General features: G+C 51.0%; 9 protein-coding genes. All 9 read left to right on the forward strand.

The window, feature by feature from the left end:
• Nucleotides 1–22: 22 nt before the first annotated feature.
• The 9 genes from Q9291_RS10115 to Q9291_RS10155 all read left to right on the forward strand — a co-directional run bounded on the left by Q9291_RS10115 (nucleotide 23) and on the right by Q9291_RS10155 (nucleotide 20550).
• Complete coding sequence (locus tag Q9291_RS10115; protein WP_306389927.1) at nucleotides 23–10162, forward strand: filamentous hemagglutinin family protein; 10140 nt, start codon at nucleotides 23–25, stop codon at nucleotides 10160–10162.
• Between the two features lie 238 nt (nucleotides 10163–10400).
• The gene (locus tag Q9291_RS10120; protein WP_306389928.1) at nucleotides 10401–13478 is read left to right on the forward strand and encodes an ExeM/NucH family extracellular endonuclease; all 3078 of its coding nucleotides are present in this window, start codon (nucleotides 10401–10403) and stop codon (nucleotides 13476–13478) included.
• A 49-nt stretch (nucleotides 13479–13527) separates the two neighbouring features.
• Nucleotides 13528–14286, forward strand: coding sequence for a PEP-CTERM sorting domain-containing protein (locus tag Q9291_RS10125; protein WP_306389929.1), 759 nt, complete (start codon nucleotides 13528–13530; stop codon nucleotides 14284–14286).
• Nucleotides 14287–14326: 40 nt separating this feature from the next.
• The gene (locus Q9291_RS10130) at nucleotides 14327–16645 is read left to right on the forward strand and encodes a 5'-nucleotidase C-terminal domain-containing protein (protein WP_306389930.1); all 2319 of its coding nucleotides are present in this window, start codon (nucleotides 14327–14329) and stop codon (nucleotides 16643–16645) included.
• A 24-nt stretch (nucleotides 16646–16669) separates the two neighbouring features.
• Nucleotides 16670–17179, forward strand: a complete 510-nt coding sequence (locus Q9291_RS10135) for a PEP-CTERM sorting domain-containing protein (RefSeq protein WP_306389931.1) — start codon at nucleotides 16670–16672, stop codon at nucleotides 17177–17179.
• A 143-nt stretch (nucleotides 17180–17322) separates the two neighbouring features.
• Complete coding sequence (locus tag Q9291_RS10140) at nucleotides 17323–19002, forward strand: DUF2341 domain-containing protein (RefSeq protein WP_306390081.1); 1680 nt, start codon at nucleotides 17323–17325, stop codon at nucleotides 19000–19002.
• Nucleotides 19003–19011: 9 nt separating this feature from the next.
• Nucleotides 19012–19422: an ExbD/TolR family protein gene (locus Q9291_RS10145; protein WP_306389932.1), complete on the forward strand. Its 411-nt coding sequence runs from the start codon at nucleotides 19012–19014 to the stop codon at nucleotides 19420–19422.
• A 3-nt stretch (nucleotides 19423–19425) separates the two neighbouring features.
• Complete coding sequence (locus Q9291_RS10150; protein WP_306389933.1) at nucleotides 19426–19830, forward strand: ExbD/TolR family protein; 405 nt, start codon at nucleotides 19426–19428, stop codon at nucleotides 19828–19830.
• A gap of 3 nt (nucleotides 19831–19833) precedes the next feature.
• Nucleotides 19834–20550, forward strand: coding sequence for a TonB C-terminal domain-containing protein (locus tag Q9291_RS10155; RefSeq protein ID WP_306389934.1), 717 nt, complete (start codon nucleotides 19834–19836; stop codon nucleotides 20548–20550).
• Nucleotides 20551–20583: the final 33 nt, after the last annotated feature.

Here is a 20583-nt window from a genome sequence, read left to right on the forward strand (position 1 = left end):
CAGTGGTTGCAATTGAGGTGAGATGATGAATAAATTACGTTTTAAACTGGTATTTAGCAAGCGTTTAGGCATGCTGGTGCCGATTGCCGAAATTGCGCGCAGTCATCAAAAATCCGTCTCGATTTCGCAGCCTGTTGTACTCGAAGCCACCACCTCTGATCCCAGCATGACACCACTCTGGCGTTTGGCTATGGGCCAAGCCGCTTTGTTGATGGCGGGTTGCTTTGCGCTGACCTCGGGCGCCCTATGGGCTCAGGATGCCAATACACTGCCTACCAATGGAAATATTGTTTCCGGTGCTGGTGTGATCAACGTCAATAACAATGTCATGGATGTCAATACGACGACCAATCAAGCGGTCATCCGCTGGGACAGTTTTAATATTGGTGCCAATGCCGGTGTGAACTTTAATATGCCCAGCACTGCATCCAGTGTGCTCAACCGAGTGATGGGTGATTCGGCCTCCTTGATTCAAGGTATGCTTAATTCAAATGGGCATGTGTATATTGTGAACCAGAACGGCATTTACTTTGGGGCTGGCTCACAAATCAACGTCGGCTCGCTGACTGCAACCACGCTCGATAACATTGCTAATAACACCATTGAGAATATTTATAATCAGGGCATTTTGTCTAACAAAACCGCCCCGGTATTTTCGTTTGCAGATGCTGTAGGCATTATTGATGTCGCTGGCAAAGAGGTCGATGCACAAGGCAAAGTGGTCAAAGAAGCCGCCAAGATTACGACGACAACTGGTGGCAGAGTGATGCTGCTGGCGCCGGATGTGAAAAATAGTGGTGTGATTCATGCGCCAGACGGACAAGTCATTCTGGCTGCCGGTAAAACTATTTATCTGAGCACGCTGGATAAATTTGCGGGCCTGCTGGTTGAAGTCAGTTCCGGTGGCACGGCGACCAATCTGGGCGATATTTTCGTCAATAACGGCAATGCCAGCATGATTGGGCTGGCGGTGAATCAGGAAGGCCGCATTTCTGCGACCACCACCATTCGCGCTAATGGATCAATCTATCTAAAGGCCAAGTCGATTACGCAATACGAGTCACCACTGACCGACATCTACGGCGATGTTAAGCTCGGTGAAGGGAGTCGTACAGAAGTAAGTATTGCCGTCAACGATACCGAAACAGTCAAAAATGCCCAGAGTATTACCAAATCCAATATTGAAATTACAGGCAAAAACATTGCTATCGAGGGAGCTGTTGTCGCCAACAGTGGTGTAATAAATGTAGCAGGTAAAACCAATTCTGGCACTACCTCGATTTACGTAGGTGATAAAGCACTGATAGATGTCTCAGGGGTTGATGCCACTGCGCCTATGTCGCGTAATCAATTAGTGATCGACTTGTATTCGCAACAGTTAAATGACTCCCCCATATTGAGAGGCGGTGCACTGTTTGGAAAAAAACTTTACCTTGATGCCAGAAAAGGGACTGGTATTATCAGCCAGTCAGTGATTGATGATGCATTGCTTTCACAAGATCGTACCATTTCCGAGCGCATGACTACGGGCGGTACAGTTTCACTGGTTGCTGACAGTGTGGTGACCAAAGCCGGATCTGTCATAGATCTGTCGTCCGGGACAACTACATACACCCCTGGTAACATCAGAGAAAGCCGTTTGTTTTATAACGGCAAATGGATCAATGCTTCCGAAGCCGTTGCGGGCGTTCCTTACAGCGCGATTAACGATGAGTACAGCATTACCAATACACGTTGGGGTGTGACCAAGACCTGGTCATTGACTTCAGCCGCGAATGGACAATACCAGGCCGGTTATACTGCAGGGGCTGACGCCGGTAAGTACAATGTTGAAGCTACGGCATTGGCTTTACAAGGCGATGTGATTGCAACCCGAACAATCGGTACATATCAGCGGGGTGACTATGCAGGTGTGAGCACGCCTACAGGCGGTTCGCTCAATATCAATTATATCGGTTCTGGCAGTTTTAACATTACTGACCAGGTGGCTCTTCTATCGGAAGCCTTTACAAGAGACTCTAGCCTCAGTGATGAGCAAAAACAGCAAAGTGAATTAAGCACCCACGTGTTTTCTCAAGGCATTAACAACTTCACGCTCAATGCCAGTTCGGCCAAGGTTAATGTAAACGGCGCAATCAATGCCAGTGCCTCCGGAAATATTACGATTGATGGGGCAGCCGGCGTAAATGTTTCAAGAAATATCACTACTGCTGGCGGTAATATAAAGCTGGCAGCAAGCAGTACAGCAGATGTTGTACTAGGCAACAATGTTAAAATCAGTACCGCTGGATTATTCACCAATGATTTGCCAGGGGTACAGGGCGCTATGCTTAGCCCCGTTGTTACCCGTGGCGGGAATGTCACCATCACAGATGGCCTGGTTATGAAGGACGGGGCACGCATTGATGCAAGCTCTGGTGCCTGGGTGAAAAGCAATGGTCAGATTGTCTCTGCGCAAGGGGGCAATGTTGAGGTCACCCTGGCGCAAAACTCAATTGCCGACGGTGCAATTACTTCCTACGGTTTAGGCGCGAATGGAACCCAGACCAGCGGAGGGCACCTGGCTGTGCACCTGCAAGGCGTTACTGGCACCAGTGGTGTAAAAGATGTACAGCTTGGTGGCACAAATACTCAAGCGGCAAATACGCTTTGGTTGTCCGAAGCATTCTTTAAGTCAGGTGGTTTTTCACAATACGCTATTGATAATCAAAGTAATGTATTTGGTTCAATCGTGGTAGGGGACCAATCTGGAAGTACTACAGTGATTCACCCCGAACAGGCCACACGTTTTATCTCAAGCGCGACAAGCAGTATGCAAAGCGGAGCCATGCTGGACACTATGACTTCAACAGTCATGATGCCATCGTTTGCAAGACAACCAGTTTCACTCAGCCTGAATGCAGGTAATCAATTTACGCTGCATGAAAATGCATTGTTAAGTACTGATGCACCGACGTCGCTGACTGGTGCTAGAGGCAATATTAATATTAGCTCTCTGGGGCAAATGACCATTCTGGGAGATATTGATGCACCGTCTGCCAATGTGACATTGGCTATTAAATCACAGCCCGGAAGCGCCACAATTCCTAACGCAAAATTTGACAATACGCTCAGTCTATTTGTCGGTGAAAATGCCTCTATCAGTGCCAAGGGTTCTTACATTGCACCACCATCCGTAGATGGTACTTTCCGTAGCCGGGCGGTTGCAGATGCAGGCAACATTTCTATTTCTGCTGAAAATGGTGTTCTGATTCTTAAAGAAGGCAGTCAACTGGATGTGTCTGCCGTTTCTGGTGCTATTGATTTGTCTGTTAATAGTGGCTTTTCACGTCAGCAGGTAGACGGTAATGCTGGCAGTATCAGGCTTGCTGGCCGGGATGGTATGGCGCTGGATGGCGATTTACAAGGGCAGGCCAGTGGGCGTGGGGCGGCTGGTACGCTGCTCTTAAGGTTAGGTGGCGAAGATGCCGTGGGTGTCGAGGGTGATAACAATACCCCATTGCTTTATGCTGCTGGACAACGTTTATTAACTGTTACACAGCAGTATCAGAAGGTCTCGGACAACAACACGCCTGGCTCTTTGACAACAAACTTGATTGAGGTATCCGACCCGCGGAAGCCTCTTACGAATGCAGTTGGTAAGGCACAGATTTCTGCACAACAAATTAACAAGGGTGGTTTTGATAATGTGACATTACGGGTCGATAATGTGCAAGAAAACACTGCCAGTGGAGTGGTTTTTGAGAGCGGTCTCACTTTGAATGTGCCTACATTACTGACTTTGGATGCTTCCTCATTTTCCGGGCCAGCGACAGTCAATACAGCCGCATTGATCATTACTAACAGCAATGCAACGACACTCAGCAATCCGACGCTGGGTACGGGTGAAATGCAATTAAATGCCGACTTTGTCGATGTGATCGGAAATGTTGCTTTCACCAATATCAATAGCTTGCAAATCAAGAGTACTGGTGATATCCGCGTGGGCGGCATCAGAACCCGATCAAGCACCACAGGCTCTTTGATCACCCCACAAAAGTTGGTGATGGATGCAGCGCAGATTTATCCGGTGACAGCACATGAATTTGATATCAAGCCAACTGGCAGCAATACCGTCATTGAAGTTAAAAATAGTGGTAACCGTTCCAGTCAGGTTCCGCTTTCTGCACAAGGTAAACTTACATTAACAGCAGACAATATTATTCAATCAGGGACGTTACGCGCACCACTGGGAGAGATTAATCTTAACGCTACAGAGATGCTTGTGCTTGGGGAAAATAGCCGGACGTCTGTTTCGTCCGAAAACAGCTTGATCCCTTATCTGGTGACCACGCTTGGTGGCAGTCGCTTGGTGGCAGATAAGGATAGTACGCAAAGTGATGCACTTCCATATTCAGGCAAAAAGATTTTACTTAACGGTAAAAATGTCGATATGCGAGAAGGTGCAACTGTTGATATTTCCGGTGGTGGTGACATGTTGGCGTACGAATGGATTCAGGGAATAGGCGGCACGGTTGATGTGTTGAATCAGAGTGGTTATTACGCTGTGATGCCTAGTCTGGGCAATCAATATGCGCCATATGATTTCAACATGCAGAGCAATTCAGATGTAACACTTGGTCAGGCCATTTATCTATCGGGTGGCAATGGACTGTCTGCTGGTAAATACACATTGTTGCCAGCCCATTATGCCTTGATGCCAGGCGCTTATCTGGTGAAAGTAAATGGCACGCAGACGCCTATCAACACTACGCTGGCACAATTGGATGGTGGCTCACTGATGTCAGGTTACTTTACCCGCCTGGATGACAGTAGCCGAGGCCAGTTTAATAGTTTTAGTGTGTATAACGGTAATATCTTTACTGCCAATGCTGGCACCAAAGACTACAAAGGTCCGGCAGAGTACTTGCTGACCTATTTAAACGATTTTTATAGCAAACAGGCTTCGGCCAATAACACCTCACTGACATTGGCAAAAGATGCGGGTCAACTTTCCATCCAAGCCCTCAATCAGCTGGAGCTGAATGGCAAAATTACGGGTCAGGCGGTCACAGGGGGCAGAGGTGCGCTGGTCGATATCTCCTCTAATCGGATTGAGGTGGTTTCTACCTCAGTTGCCCCTACATCGGGTGTGCTGACCCTAAGTGCTGACCAGCTAAGCAAGATTGAAGCAGATAGCGTGTTGTTGGGTGGCAGTAGAGCGGTAACAGGTAATCAACAGACCATTACCACCAATGCCTCGGAGGTCACCTTCTCAAACGATGCGGACCATGGTGTCGTGATGAAAGAGTTGCTGGTGACCGCCAAAAACGAGATTCGTCTGGAGGATGGCGCGTCTGTTAAAACGACTGAACGTACGGGCAATAGCGCTGGTGTCAATGAGTTACAAACCGATGGGGCAGGGGCCTTCCTTGCTATCTCCTCAGTTAATGATCTTGCGTTTGACCGTAATAATGCGACCACGGCTTCTGGCAATATGGTAATTGGTTCTGGAGCCAACCTCGAGGCAAGCCGTTCAGCTGTGCTTGACGCCAGTCAGCAGCTGGCATTGAACGGAGATATACGCGTTGGTGAAGGCGGCTCACTGACCCTGGGCACCAATCGCTTCCTGTTAGGCGATAATATCCCGGCAGTAGACGGCACCCGGCTGGACCAGAAAACCCTGCTTGCTTTCGGTGATCTGAACAAATTAAACCTCAATAGCTATCAGAATATTGATATTTACGGGGCGGTGAGCCTCGGCAGTGAGCAGTTAAGCCTCACACTCAATACCAGTGGATTGGCCCATCATGGCGATGGTGATGTGCAAATTCGGGCAAATACGCTCACTTTGAAAAATACCCAGGATGGTAGCGTCTTTAATGCGCCTGCTGACGCAGGTACATCCAATCTGGTGTTGAATACCAAAAATACCGTGCTTGGTGCCACCAAGTCAGTAAAAGGCAACCAGCAACGCTTTGATGTACAGGGGTTTGAGACTGTTAATATCAATGCACAAGAAGCCATAACCACCGCTGGAACTGGTCAGTTAGAAGTGAAAGCCAACCAGACCCAGTTAAGTGCTGCAAAAATCACCGCAGAAACAGGCAGTACTTATGCGGTGAACGCCAGCGGCAGCCTGGTCACAAGTGCAAATGGTAGTGCACTGGCTGAAACAACGGGTATCGGTGGCAAACTGTCACTGACTGCGGCTCAAACCACTATTAACAATACGGTTGAGTTACTGGCAGGTCAATTTAATGCTACCTCTACAAACGGTGATTTGAAATTAGGTGCCAGTGGCAAAATTATCACACGCTCGGCCACGGTGCAGTTTGATCAAACGCATGCAAAAACCACAGATGCCGGAGATGTGAGCCTGACCTCTAATACTGGCAATGTAGATATTGCGCAAAATGCCTTGATTGATGTGTCTGGCGGTAGCCAGCAAGGCGAGGCGGGTCGGTTGACTGTCAATGCCAAGAATGGTGAGTTTCTGGTGGCTGACGGCTCCCTCAAAGGAAGTGCTAGCGCAAACGAGCGTGCAGGTGAGTTCGCGCTCGATGTTAAATCACTTAGTAATTTCAGTGCCGTGAATCAAGCGCTAGAAACAGGGCAGTTCAATCAGTCTCGTGATATTAGGGTCAGAATGGGCGATGTCAATGTCCAGGCGGGTGATACAGTCACTGCCAACACCTTTATACTGGGAGTGGATGCTGGCGATGCCAATATTGCCGGAGCCATTAACGCTGATGGCAACAAGGGTGGCAATGTCGAGATTTACGCAAATGGTCTGGTCAAACTCGCCAACACAGCAAAAATTACTGCGCGCGGCCATCAAACCAACCAGTCCACAGGCGATCTGCAGACCGGTTCTGGCGGTGATGTCTTGCTTTCCTCCAATAGCTTGAGTACAACGAATGCTGTCTCAGCTGACGCAGGGGCAATCATTGACGTGAGTGGATATGATAAAACAGCCAACAATAATGTAGGGGTTGATGGTGCGGATGGTTCGGTGACCTTAAGAGGTCAGCGTGGCACGACGGGAACTGCGAATACGGTAAATGTTGCCTTCAATAGTACGGGTGCCATTAAAGGTGCCAGCGAGGTGCGGGTAGAAGGGGTAAAAACCTATACCAGCGCTACATTTGATAACAGTATTGCGGGCCTGGTCACTGATACCAATAGCTTCTACGATGCAAATCCGAATGCGGGGAGTTATGCCAATACGCAAGATGGGTTGGCAGCACGAGTTTTACCACATATAGAAATTAGAAGCACAGGAAACATGACGTCAAACGCAGATCAGAATCTGCGAGCATTTGGCAATTTACAGGTGGGCAAAGGCGGTACGCTGACATTAAGGTCAAGTGGCGATCTCTCGCTGAACGGCACGTTGAGCGATGGGTTTAGCACGACAACAACAGCCGGTATTTTGCAGGCAAACACGCAAACCTTTAACTTTAATATGATTGCAGGTGCTGATTACACCGCTGCTAATCAGGGTGCTACGCTTGCAGGAATTGGCAATTTTAGCCTTGCGAACGGAAAAATGGTGCGTACTGGCGAAGGTGATATTACGGTAGTTGCCGGAAATAACATTGAACTTGCAGCAAATGCCAATATTTACACTTTGGGTAAAACGGTCTCAAATATTGATGGTTTCACGGCACCGCGCACTGCTGAGTCTTCACGAGATAGAAATGCCTATAACGTGAACGGTAGCTATGTAAATAACGGCGGTGATATTGCGCTGCATGCAGGGAATAACATCTCTGGTGTACTGTCCGGGCAGACTGTGAACGAATGGCTATCTCGACAGGGCAGTACAACCGCAGATACAAGTTGGTGGATTAGAGCCGATCTCTTTAATCAGGGGGTGGCCGCTTTGGCAGGAGGCCATGTAAACATTAGTGCTGGTAATAATATCTCTAACTTGTCTGTCTCTTCAGCAACAAATGCACAATACGACACGGCAGGGACTGGTGCCACTGGTAACTCTGTGGTCAATGGAGGCGGTGATCTGAATATTCAGGCGGGCGGCAGTCTGACCAATGGTATCTATTACAGTGGTCGCGGTTCAATCAATATTCGTGTAGACGGAGATATTCAGAAAACGGGCAATACCGGCACTGCAATTGCCTTGCAAGATGCTCAAGCTGATGTACGCGCCAGAGGCAGTGCGTTGATTGAAACGGTCTATAACCCCACCTTGTGGATGCAAAACGTCAAGGTGACGACAGGCAATAATCTGACATTTTTTAATACCTATACAGATAACAGTGCATTTAATGTGACTGCTCTGTTGGGGAATTTGACGATAGGTCAAAATGACCCTGGCAGTTTAAATAATGGCACTTTGTTTAATGATGCTGACAACTCACTGGATGCGGTGACCAAAAATGATATGGCTGCCATTCATCCTGGCCTGGTGAACGCCACTGCGTTTGCAGGGGGGATCACAGTGAATAAAATCATTGTTGCTCCATCAGCCAACGGTGGCCTGAGTTTGCTTGCAAATTCTGATATTGTTGGAGCAGTCTCTTCGGTTGGACGTGATAAACCTGTCGCTCAAATTCTGGTATCGAATGCTGATAGTACAAACAATTTGACGATTAAAAATCCGTTTAGTGGTAAGCCCGCTGACAATCTGGAATTGTTTGGTGACTTAAAGTACGGCAACAAGCTAAGTTCTGTGAATACGGGCACTTCAAATTCAGTCGTGATTATTTCCAAAACCGGAGATATCAATTTGCCAGGCGACCCACCTGCTACGCTCGCTGCAGAGGCAGCAGGTTCCGGCGCATTTGGTCTGAAGTCATCGATGCCAGCCTATATTTCAGCTGCCAAAAACCTGACCTTGAACGCGTCCATTCAGCATAACAATCAGGATGATGTGAGTTATTTGAAAGCGGGTAACGATATCGTGATGAAAGCCAATCAACCACTTGCCAAGATTGAGGTCAATGGCCCGGGTGATTTGATTGTACAAGCGGGCCGGGATATCAATCTGGGTAATTCTGCCGGTATATTGTCACGGGCAAATAATGTTAACCCTAACTTGCCAACGAACGGTGCCAATATTACTGTACTTGCCGGTGTAGGTGAGAAAGGAGCGGATATCGCAGGATTTATCAGTTTGTATATTGATCCGCAGGGTCGCGGGCCGTTGAGTTTGCAAGATGCCTCGGCATTGAACGATTATCGAAGCAAGGTCAATGCAATTGTGCAGACCTATATGGAAAAAATAACGCAGAAATCCCTGACTGTTGTAGAGGCGATGCAATTGTATCTGGCATTGGATACAGAGAAGCAGGCACCATTGGTTTATGATGTGTTTAGTAAAGAAATGGTCTTTGCGATTAAAGACTATGTGCAGACAGCGAATACTGAAAGAGGTGATGCAGTCATTAATGGATTATTCCCTTCACAAAATAGTTACAGCGGTAATATTTCCATGTATCAAAGCCAGATCGTCACTGCACGTGACGGCAATATCAATTTGCTGCTGCCTGGTGGCTTGCTCAATGCCGGGGTAGCGGCAGATTCGGAAAACTTGCCGCATGGGATAGGGATTATTACTGAGCGTGGTGGTTACATTAATGTTTACGCCGACAAAGGCTTTGAAGTTAACCAGTCAAAAGTGAAAAGTTTGTACGGTGGGGATTTAATTGCCTGGGTAAACAACGGCGATATTGATGCCGGACGTGGTTCCAAAACAGCGGTATCCATCCCTGAGCGGATTATCAATATTGATAATCAGGGCAATGTGGTTGTTGAAGTGAAAGGCGTCGCCTCAGGCAGTGGCTTGGCCACAGAAACCTATGACCCGGATGGTCCTAATGGTTCACAGACGGCGCCTAAGGCAGGGACGGTTTATCTGGCGGCACCACGCGGCGCACTGGATGCAGGTGAGGCCGGAGTTTCTTCAGGTGCTGACTTGTTTATCGGCGCGCAGGTGATCAACAACGCCACCAATATTACTGCTGCTGGTGCTTCCTCTGGCGTCCCCGTCGCTGACACTGGTAGTCTGGCTGGTGCCGCCCTGAGTGCCACCAGCACCGCCGCTGGTGTGAGCAATAATATGACTGATAACCTTGCCAACCAGATGAACAATCAAAATGTAGCGCCAAAAGAGCTGCCTGCGATTGTGACGGTGAAAACTATCCGGCTTGAAGATTAGGTTTATTACCACGTTTTATTCTCATCGCCACAACGCCCGCATTTGCGGGCGTTGTGCTTTGTAGCCCCCTTCCTGACTATGTTGCAATCATAGTTCCTGTCGCAAAAGTGCACTCAATCCCCATGCTTGCCTAGTCCTAATTACCCAGTGTATCCGCTGCAAACTTAATAAGCGGGCTGCGGATTGTTGATAAATTATTCAGGTTGATTGTTTGGTGGTTAACCTTGTGGAGTTTTGAATGAAATTAAAAAAATTGCAGTGGGCGCTGGCATTGCTGGGCTTGTCACAGATTGCTTTACCGGTTCAGGCTGGCGTGGTCATCAGCCAGATTTTTGGCGGTAATGGTAGCGTGCTCAACCAGGATTATGTCGAGTTATTTAATGCCGGAAATGTCGCTGTCGATATCAGCGGCTGGTCTGTGCAATATGCCAGTGCCACTGGCACCGGCAACTTTGCAGGCAACGGGGTGACTACCCTGTTCGGTATGTTGCAGCCGGGACAATATTATCTGGTCGGCCTGGCAACGGGTGGCAGCGGCAGCGCGCTGCCCGCAGTGGATGCCGGGAGCACTGGTCCCAACATGAGTGGTAGCAATGGCAAGGTGATATTGCTCAATCAAAGTACCGGCTTGGCATGTAACGGCGGCTCAAGCCCATGTACTCCCACACAACAGGCACAGATCGTGGATCTGGTCGGTTATGGCACTGCCAATTACTTTGAGTCGGCTGCAGCGCCTGCACTCAACAGCAGCAGCGCCTTGTTCAGAAAAAACAATGGTTGCGATGACAGTAATCATAACGGTAATGACTTCGTCACGGGCACGCCTGCGCCTCGCAACCGTAACAGTGTGTTAAACGTATGCGATGCATCAGGCGGGGGCTCTACAGGCAACCAGCCGATTGTCACCAGCTGTCCTGCACTGGTGTTGCAGGTGGGGGAGGCCGGTGGCGTGTTGCTGACTGCCACCGATGCCGACAGTGTTGTGAATACAGCCGCGCTACAGTCTGCCCCGCTGGACGGCGTCAGCTTGTCAGCGCTGGTTGCTGCCGCTGGCGAGGGCAAGGCGGCGACGGTCAGCCTGCAAGTGGATGGCAGTCTGCCTGCGGGCAATTATATGGTCGATGTGCAGTTTGCCAACGATGAAGCGCAAACCGCCCGTTGCAGTGTCAGTGTCACGGTACAAAACAGTGCCTTGACCCGTATTTACCAGATTCAGGGCAGCGCTTTGGGGACGGCTTCCGTCAGCCCGCTCAATGGGCAAACAGTGACCACCGAAGGGGTAGTGACCGCTGTGTTTCCTGGCCTCAACGGTTTTTACATGCAGGACGCAAGTGGGGACGGTAATCCACTGACTTCAGATGGCGTATTCGTGTATCTGGGCACGGGCGTGACGCCGACAGTGTCTGTTGGTCAACAGCTGCGTTTGCAGGCACTGGTCAGCGAGTTTAATACTGTGACCCAGTTAAGCAATGTCAGCAACCTGCAAGTGTTAAGTTCGGGCAATGTCATCCTGCCGACAGCGCTCAGCCTGCCGGAACAGACCGAGGGCGACCTCGAAGCTTACGAGGGCATGCTGGTGCGTATCAGCACGCCAATGACTGCCTCGCAAAACTATTTTCAGGGGCGTTACGGTCAAGTCAGCCTGTCTGCCGAAGGGCGCATGGTTAAGCCGACGAATCTGTATCCCGCCAACTCTGCCGCAGCGTTGCAACTGGCCGATGACAATGCCCGTCGTCGGTTGATGCTGGATGATGGCAGCAGTGTGCAAAACCCCAATCCGATTCCTTACATTGGCGAAGACAACACCCTGCGTGCTGGCGATGTGGTGGAAAATCTCACCGGTGTCATTGATCATGGCTTGATTACAGCATCGAGCACGGGGCCGCGCGATTACAAACTGCATCCGACTACACCCGTGCAGTTTAGTCGTGAAAATCCGCGGTCGGCAGTCCCTGCCAGCGTGGGCGGCAACGTCAAAGTGGCCAGCTTCAATGTGCTCAATTACTTTACCACCTTTACCAATGGTGCCACTGCCAGCGGACAGACTGGTCAAGGGTGCAGCTTGGGCAACAGCGTCTCCGCTTCCAATTGCCGTGGTGCCAATAACCTCATCGAGTTCAACCGCCAGCGCAACAAAATCATTCGTGCTTTGACCGCGATCAATGCCGACGTGGTGGGGCTGATGGAGATCCAGAACAATGGTGCAACGGCTGCACAAAATCTGGTCGATGGCCTGAACGCACTACTCGGCGTCAATACCTATGCCGTGGTTGCTGACCCTGCCAGTGGCACTGGCACGGATGCCATTAAAGTGGCCATGATTTACAAACCAGCCAAACTGGCACTGGCGGGCACTGCGCTTTCCGATACCCACAGCATCAATAATCGCCCGACTCTGGCGCAAACCTTCAAGGCGGCTAACGGCGAGAAGTTTTCGGTGCTGGTCAATCACTTCAAGTCCAAAAGCTGTTCTGATTCGGCCGGTGCCAATGCTGATCAGGGCGATGGTCAGGGCTGTTACAACCCGCAGCGTATCGCCCAGGCCAGCCGTCTGTTGCAGTTCATCAATACTGTACAAGCACAGGCGGGTGATCAGGATGTCATGGTCATCGGCGATCTCAACGCCTATGGCAAGGAGGATCCTGTCTTGACGCTGGCAGCTGGTGGTTTGCAAGATCAGATTGCACGCTTCGCCGGTGACAGCGATTACTCCTACGTGTTTGATGGTGAGTCTGGTTATCTCGACCATGCGCTGGCCACCAGCAATATGGCGTCGCAATTGACTGGTACTACGCACTGGCACATCAACGCGGACGAGCCTTTTGTGATTGATTACAACACTGAGTTCAAGCCGCAGGACCTTTACCAGGATTCACCTTACCGTTCGTCTGACCATGACCCGGTGTTGATCGGTCTGCAACTGGTAAAAACCGTCGGTGGCAGCAGCCAGCGTGACACGCTGACCGGGACTGCCGGTGACGATGTCATCAGCGGTGGCGCCGGGGCTGACACCCTGACCGGTGGCGCCGGACGTGACACCTTTGTTTACCAGAGTATGCGTGACGCCATGGACATCATTACTGACTTTACGCCGGGCCAAGACCTGCTGGATATCACTGCGCTGCTGCAAAGTCTGGGCGTAGTGAACAGCCAGCCTTTTGCCGAGGGGATTGCCCGCTGGGTGAGTGTGAGTGGTGGCGTGCAATTGCAGATTGATGCGGATGGGGCAGGCCCTGCCGCTGCCAGAGCCCTGGTCACCTTGAAAGGATTAGCCATGAGTCAACTGGACGCACACAGAGATGTGCGTTGGGAATAACACTTAACAAATCAATAAGTCGTATTTTGAAACCCTAACGAGAGGATTGATGATGAAAAAAATGAGTATCTTGATGGCGATGTTGCTATCCGCCCAAGCCAATGCGGCATTGAATGCAGGCGACATTATGTTTACTGCCTTTAACGCCGATGAAGATGGGCTGTCATTTGTGACCTTTGTCGATATTGCTGCCAATACGGCGATTTATTTCAGCGATAACGAGTGGACAGGCAGCGCATTCAATACCGGTGAAAGCTACAACCAGTGGATTTCCGGCAGCGTACTGAGTGCCGGCAGCGTGGTCAGACTGTCGTCTTATGACACCGCCAGCCTGTCTGCTTCAATTGGCACCTTGTCGCGTGTCACTGTCAGTGGCAGCAGTAACTGGGGCATCAGCAACAGCACTGAAACCGTGTATGCCTATCTGGGCAGCAGCGCGACAGCGCCGACCACCTTTTTGACCGCGATTACCAATGGCACGTTTGCCACAGATGGCAGCTTGACCAATACCGGTTTGATCGCAGGTGTCAACGCCATGCAGTTGACCTCTAAAGCCGGGGCTTCGAGTAACCCTGACTATGCCGAGTACAACGGCGTGCGCAGTGGTTTGAGCAACTTCGCTGATTACAAGGTGCAGGTGGCTAACGTCAATAACTGGAATGTGGATACCGCCAACAATAGCAACTCCGCCGCCCTGATTCCGAATACCACCGCATTTGCCGTGAGCACAGTCCCTGAACCTGAGTCGCTGGGCATGTTGCTGGCAGGTCTGGGCTTGCTCTCTGTGCTGCGCCGCAAGTTCCGCTAAATGCACCCACTTAAATGCACCATAATTGATGGAGAATGTCATGTTTAAATTGAAACAACTCACCCTGTGCGTTGCCTTGACCTTGACGGCAAGCAGCGTCTGGGCTGAAGGGGTCACCCTGTTGCATGTGGGCGACCAAGAGAGCTGGTTACTCTCCGCCCAGGGTAACCTGCGCGATAATAGCGGTCAGGCGATTTCATTTTATGGCGGTATCGACCGTTTGGCGACCGTGATTAAAAATGCCGAAACGGCTGCCGACAGCGCCGGACGCAGTGTACTCAAACTCAATGCGGGGGATGCATTTTTGCCCGGTCCGCGTTTCAAGGCCAGTCTGGATAACTTGAGCAGCGCCTACATGGGCGGTCAGGATTTTTACGATGCCATCGCGCTGCGCCAAATTGGCTTTGACGCCATGGTCGTGGGTAACCACGAGTTTGACCTGGGCCCCGAGATTGCCGCCCGTTTTGCCGAGGTGTCTGGCAGTACCTACCTGTCCGTGAATCTTAACTTTGACGCCACCACGGCGTTTGCCAGTTTGAAATCAGCAGGCAAAGTCGCCCCGTCCAAAATTGTGACCACCAAAGCCGGTCACAAAATCGGTTTGGTCGGTGCTACGACACCTTTGTTGCCCAATATTTCATCGCCAGGTGCGGTCAATCTGTTTGCTTACGATCCGTTTAACACTGAAGCACAAAACTTGCAGGCCTTGATTCCCCTGATTCAGGCAGAAGTGAACCGTTTGCGTACTGAGGAAGGCGTGAAAACTGTCATTCTGATGAGTCATCTGCAAAATTCGGTGAATGAAATAAATGTGGTGGTGCCCGCGTTGCAGGGCGTCGATCTGGTCTTGTCTGGTGGTGGTCACGAACTGATGGTGGATGTCGATGACGCTTTAATTAATGGTGGTGTAGCTGCTACCTATGCCTCACATCCAGTTAATGCTACCGATGCACTGGGCAAAACCGTGCCTGTGTTGACCAGCCATTTTGGTAACCGCTATGTCGGTCAGGTCAACTTCAGTATTGATGATGCTCAGGGTACGTTTACCGGGATTGAATCAACCAAAATGATGCGCGTGTCCGGTGCCAGCGCCGATGCAGACCGCGTGACTGGTGACGCCACCATTCAGGCACAAGTGGTGACACCGGTACTTAACTATATCACTGCCCTGAACGCACAAATCATTGGCACAACCGCAGTCAAACTCAATGGCCCGACCCATACCTCATGCACGCCGGCCCCTTGTACTTTTGTGGCAGGGGTGAGAAATGCTGAAACCGGCCTGGGTAACCTGGTGGCCGATGCCATGCGTTTTGCAGGCAAATCTGACGTGGCGATTCAAAACGGAGGCGGTATCCGCACCAGTATTGCTGCGGCAGGCAATGTGTCAGTGGGTGATACTTTCAATATTCTGCCATTCACTAATCTGGTCAAGCGTGCGCCCGAAATGAATGCCAGCCAGTTGAAAGACATTCTGGAGCATTCCGTGATCAATGCAAACGCCACCGGCGGTAACAATGGCCGCTTTGCGCAAGTGTCTGGCATGCAGGTGGTCTACGATACGCGTCAAACGCCACGCGCCAGTACCACGGCGACAGACCCGGCACCTGTTGGCACTGGCAACCGTGTCCGCCGCGTTGTGCTGGATGACGGTACTGTGCTGATCGACAATGGCGTGGTGGTCAATAACAGCCGCACATTCTCTTTCACAACCATTGATTTTACAGCAGCTGGCGGTGACGGCTATCCGTTCCCGGCGAACGGCGTGCAGTTTGAAAATGACCCGTTCACCATCACCTACCAGGAGGCCCTGGCCAATTTTATTCAAACACCAAAATCAGAAGGTGGATTGGGTCGTTTGAACAATGCCGATGGCGATGAAGTGACTGCCAATATGTATGGCCTTGAAAATCAGTATGACCTTGGCGGACGCCTGATTGACCTGGCGATTGCCAACAGCACACCGGGCGTGACGCGCAACGGGTCGGCTGCCCGCGATACGCTGGTGGGCACCGCAGGCGATGATGTGATCAATGGCGGCTTGGGTGTAGACATCCTGACAGGCAATGCAGGTAACGATGTGTTTGTGTATAACAGCATGCGCGAAGCGGGTGACACCATTACCGACTTTACACCCTATGCAGACAAACTGCAGCTAAGCGGTTTGCTGGCTTCACTGGGTGTGTCATCCAATGTGGCAATTGCGCATGGTTACTTGCGACTGCAAGACGTGACGGGTGGTGTGCAGTTGCTGGTAGATACGGATGGCAGCAGCGGCCCGTCAGCGGCCAAACCATTGCTGACGCTTAAAGGCTTGACCGCCAGACAAGTGGCCCCAGCCAGAGACTTTGCACTTTAATTGATGTTATAGAGGAGTATTAAAATGAAATCATGGATCAAACACGTCACTTTGGTGGCATTGCTGGCAACTGTCCTTCCGGCACAGGCAGCCATACAAGCTTGGCAGTTTTCTGGTCAAATCGACTCCGGTCACTACAATGGAACCAGCTATCAAGGCCAATTCAGCTTTGATGATGCCAGTTTGCTGGACACTGGCACCGAGCTGATCAGCTTGAGCAGTTTGCAGTTTAACTTTGGTGGTGACCAGTTCGGCTTGTCAACACCTGCGCTGAGTGCGGCAAACGCTGTGTTTCAAGATGGTTTGTTTACCGGTCTTGAATGGTCAGTGGATAGCAACAATCCACTGATTGGTTTTACTTTTGTAGCGGGCTTTGCGGATAGCTCCGATGCCTACCTGGCTTATGACACCGCCCTGGGCTTTTCCGGTGCTGGCAGTCTGGCTTATGTTGCCGTCGTGCCTGAACCCGCACAAACGGCTTTGATGTTGATGGGACTGGGGCTGGTGGGTGTCATCGCAAGAAGACGCAGTTAACACACACGACAATATTGGATTGAAAAGCCCGGGTGACCGGGCTTTTTTGTATGAAAAGGACTAGTCCGCCTAGTCCGCTATTAATTTCGTTGAAACATTCAATGATTAGACTTGCACCTCGAATTAACTCGACTGCGATGGATATGAAGAAGTCTATATTTGGTTTATTGGCCAGCCTCTGTGTGTACGCCCTTTCTTTTTCTGCCCACGCGGCATGGAACGCTGACTGGGCAACCCAACAAAAAATCACCATTGACACTGCGCCAGTGAAGGAAGCCGTGAATCAGGCGCCAGTGCTGGTGCGTCTGCATTCGGGGAACTTTGACTTTACCGGTGCCAATGTTGATGGTTCCGACCTGCGTTTTATTGCAGCCGATGACAAAACCGAACTCAAGTTCCAGCTGGAAAAATATGATGCGGTCAACGAACTGGCAATCGCCTGGGTGTTGTTGCCGCAGTTGTCCGCAGCGAATAAAGACTTGTCGATCAATCTGTACAGTGGCAACGAGGGCGGAAAAGCCGCGAGCGATGCCAGCGTGCTGAATGCGACCAATCTGCTGGCCAGATTTTCTTTTGCCGAAGCTGGATTGTTGAAAGACAGCGGCCCGAATCAGCTCACAGCCAGTGGCTTAATCACCGTGCAAAAAGCCGGCTTGATTGCGGAAAGTGCGCAATTGAATGGCAGTGCATTGACTGTCAATTTGCCTGCAGCACCAGATGTCGTGGCTGGTACCACCTGGTCGGTCTGGTTTAAACCGGCCAGCCTGCCGCAGACCGGCGTGTTGTTCAAGTCTGGCAATATCAGTTTGCAAGTGGAGGGCAGTGCGCTGACCTTGCAAGCGGGTAGCACGAAAACCCCTGCAGGCGAACTCAAGGCTTCTGCCTGGCAGCATATTGCGCTGGTGCTGCAAAACGGCAAGGCGATGGTGTACCTCAATGGTAATGAGGTTGCGCAACAAGCACTCACGGATGCCAAGCCAGATAACGCGTTTAGTCTTGGCGAAGGGCTGACTGCCGAGGTCGATGAATTGCAACTGGCCGCGACTGCACGCAGTGCTTCATGGCTGCTACTGGCGGCGCAGACACAAGGTGCCGAAACCAGTCTGGTGAAAGTGACCCCTGCCGGTGAAGCTGAAGGCGAAGAAGAAGGTGAAGCCAACTACATGGGCATTCTGATTAACAGCCTGACGCTGGATGCCAAAGTGGTGATTGCGATTCTGGCCGTCATGTTTGCCATCAGTGTCTGGGTGATGGGCAGCAAAGCGCGCTTGGTCAGCCGTACCGATAAAGACAATAGCCTGTTTCTCAAACGCTTTCAGCAAGTGCAGGGCAAGGATTTGCTCAGCCTGGATAGCAGCGGCAATTACACGCATTCCACCTTGTTTGGTCTGTACAAAGCGGGTCTGCGAGAGATCAAAAAACGCGAGATTGACGGCCACATTTCACTGGGCGGTGCGTCAATTGATGCGATCAAGGCTGCTGTGGATGCCGATCTGGTGCGTGAAACCCAGCGCATGAACAGCATGATGGTGTTGCTGACGATTGCGATTTCCGGCGGCCCTTTTCTCGGCCTGTTAGGCACTGTGGTCGGTGTGATGATCACCTTTGCGGCGATTGCAGCAGCCGGTGACGTCAACGTCAACGCGATTGCGCCGGGGATTGCCGCTGCGTTGCTGGCGACGGTGGCCGGTCTGGCGGTGGCGATTCCGGCCCTGTTTGGCTATAACTATCTGGCCAGTCGCGTCAAGAACATCACCATCGCCATGCAGATTTTTGTCGATGAATTTATCACGCGCACTGCTGAGCTGTACGGCAAGGAATAGGCATCAGCCATGTCAGAAGGCGTTAAGGAAGAGAACCAGCTTTACGATGAAATCAATATTACGCCGATGCTGGATCTGGCGTACGTATTGCTGGTGATTTTTATCATCATGACCACCGCATCAGTGCAGGGCGTGAAAGTCGAAACACCGCATACCGTGAATTCGGCTGCGTTGGCCAAACCGCAAATGCGGGCGATTACCGTGACCAGTGATGGCAGTGTTTATCTCGATGCTTTTCCGGTGGATATGACGCAACTGGAGCAGCGGCTGGCCGAATACAAAAGCAGTAATCCCGAGTTGCCAGTGGTGCTTAAAGGCGATGCCGCTGCCCATTATGAAAAAATTTCCGAAGTGCTGGAAATCTGCAAGCGCCTCGATATTACCGAAGTTGGTCTGGTGACCAAGAAGGTCACGGAGTAAGTCATGCAAGTCCAAAACGACGCACAACCCTACGACACCATCAACATCACGCCGATGCTGGACCTCGCCTATGTGTTGCTGGTGATTTTTATCCTGATGACCACTGCTGGGGTACAAGGGCTGACCATGAACCTGCCCAAGCCTTCCAACAAGCCGAGTACCGAAAAGCATGACCTGAAAATTGTACAGGTACAGCAGGGTGGCACGCTGACCATTAACGGTGTGGGCGTGAGCATGGCGGAACTGGAAAGCCAGCTCAATCAGGCCAAGGCCATGGACCCCAAGTTTAACGTCATGATCAAGGGGCAGGCGCAGGCACCGTATGCCGGGGTGATTTCAGTGATTGATCTGGTCAATCGTCTTGAAATTGAAAATGTGGGCCTGGTGACAGGGAAGATTGGGACCTAAAGGATGGCTGACACGCAATTTGATCCCATGAGCGAGGAAACTCCTGTCTCTGCCAGCCGCCTGTGGCTTAGCCGAGTGCTGATTGCTCTGCTGGTGTTGGCTGTGCTGGGTACGATTGGATATGGCATTAAGAAGATGTTCTCGGGCGGGGCACCGCACAAAAAGCAAATCACCACGGTGAAGTTGCTGCCGGATACGCCTCCACCACCGCCTCCGCCGCCCCCCAAAGAGCCGCCCAAGGAAACGCCAAAAGAGCAACCGAAAGAAGCACCGAAGGAGCCTGAACCCAAACCGGCAGAGGCACCGCCGGCCGAGAATCTGAAAATGGAAGGCGCTGCCGGGGATGGTCCGAGTCCTTTTGCTTCCGGGCAGGTTTCCAAGGAATACGAAAAAGGCGATTTAACCACTGGGCCCAAAATTGGTGGCAAGAAGAACATGGCGGCGTTTGCCTGGTTTACCGGCAAGATCGACAGCCAGATCAAAAAAGTGCTGGCGGCAGATATGGAGCTGGCCAAGACCAAATACCAGATAGAGGTGCGGGTGTATTTAAGTGCACATGGCGACATCGAGCGTGCAGAGCTACTGGATTCCAGCGGTAATGCCGAAACCGATGCCTTGCTGCGCAAGGTACTGGCCAGAATCCCGCCACTCGGCGAGGTTGCGCCTGAGGATATGCCCAGGAAAGTGGTGATCCGGGTGACTTCGCAGAATATGTCTTGATAAGAAACGCATATTGGAAATGTCATTGAATGA

Origin of the sequence: Methylophilus aquaticus, assembly GCF_030769565.1 — a bacterium.
Taxonomy (GTDB): Bacteria; Pseudomonadota; Gammaproteobacteria; order Burkholderiales; family Methylophilaceae; genus Methylophilus; species Methylophilus aquaticus.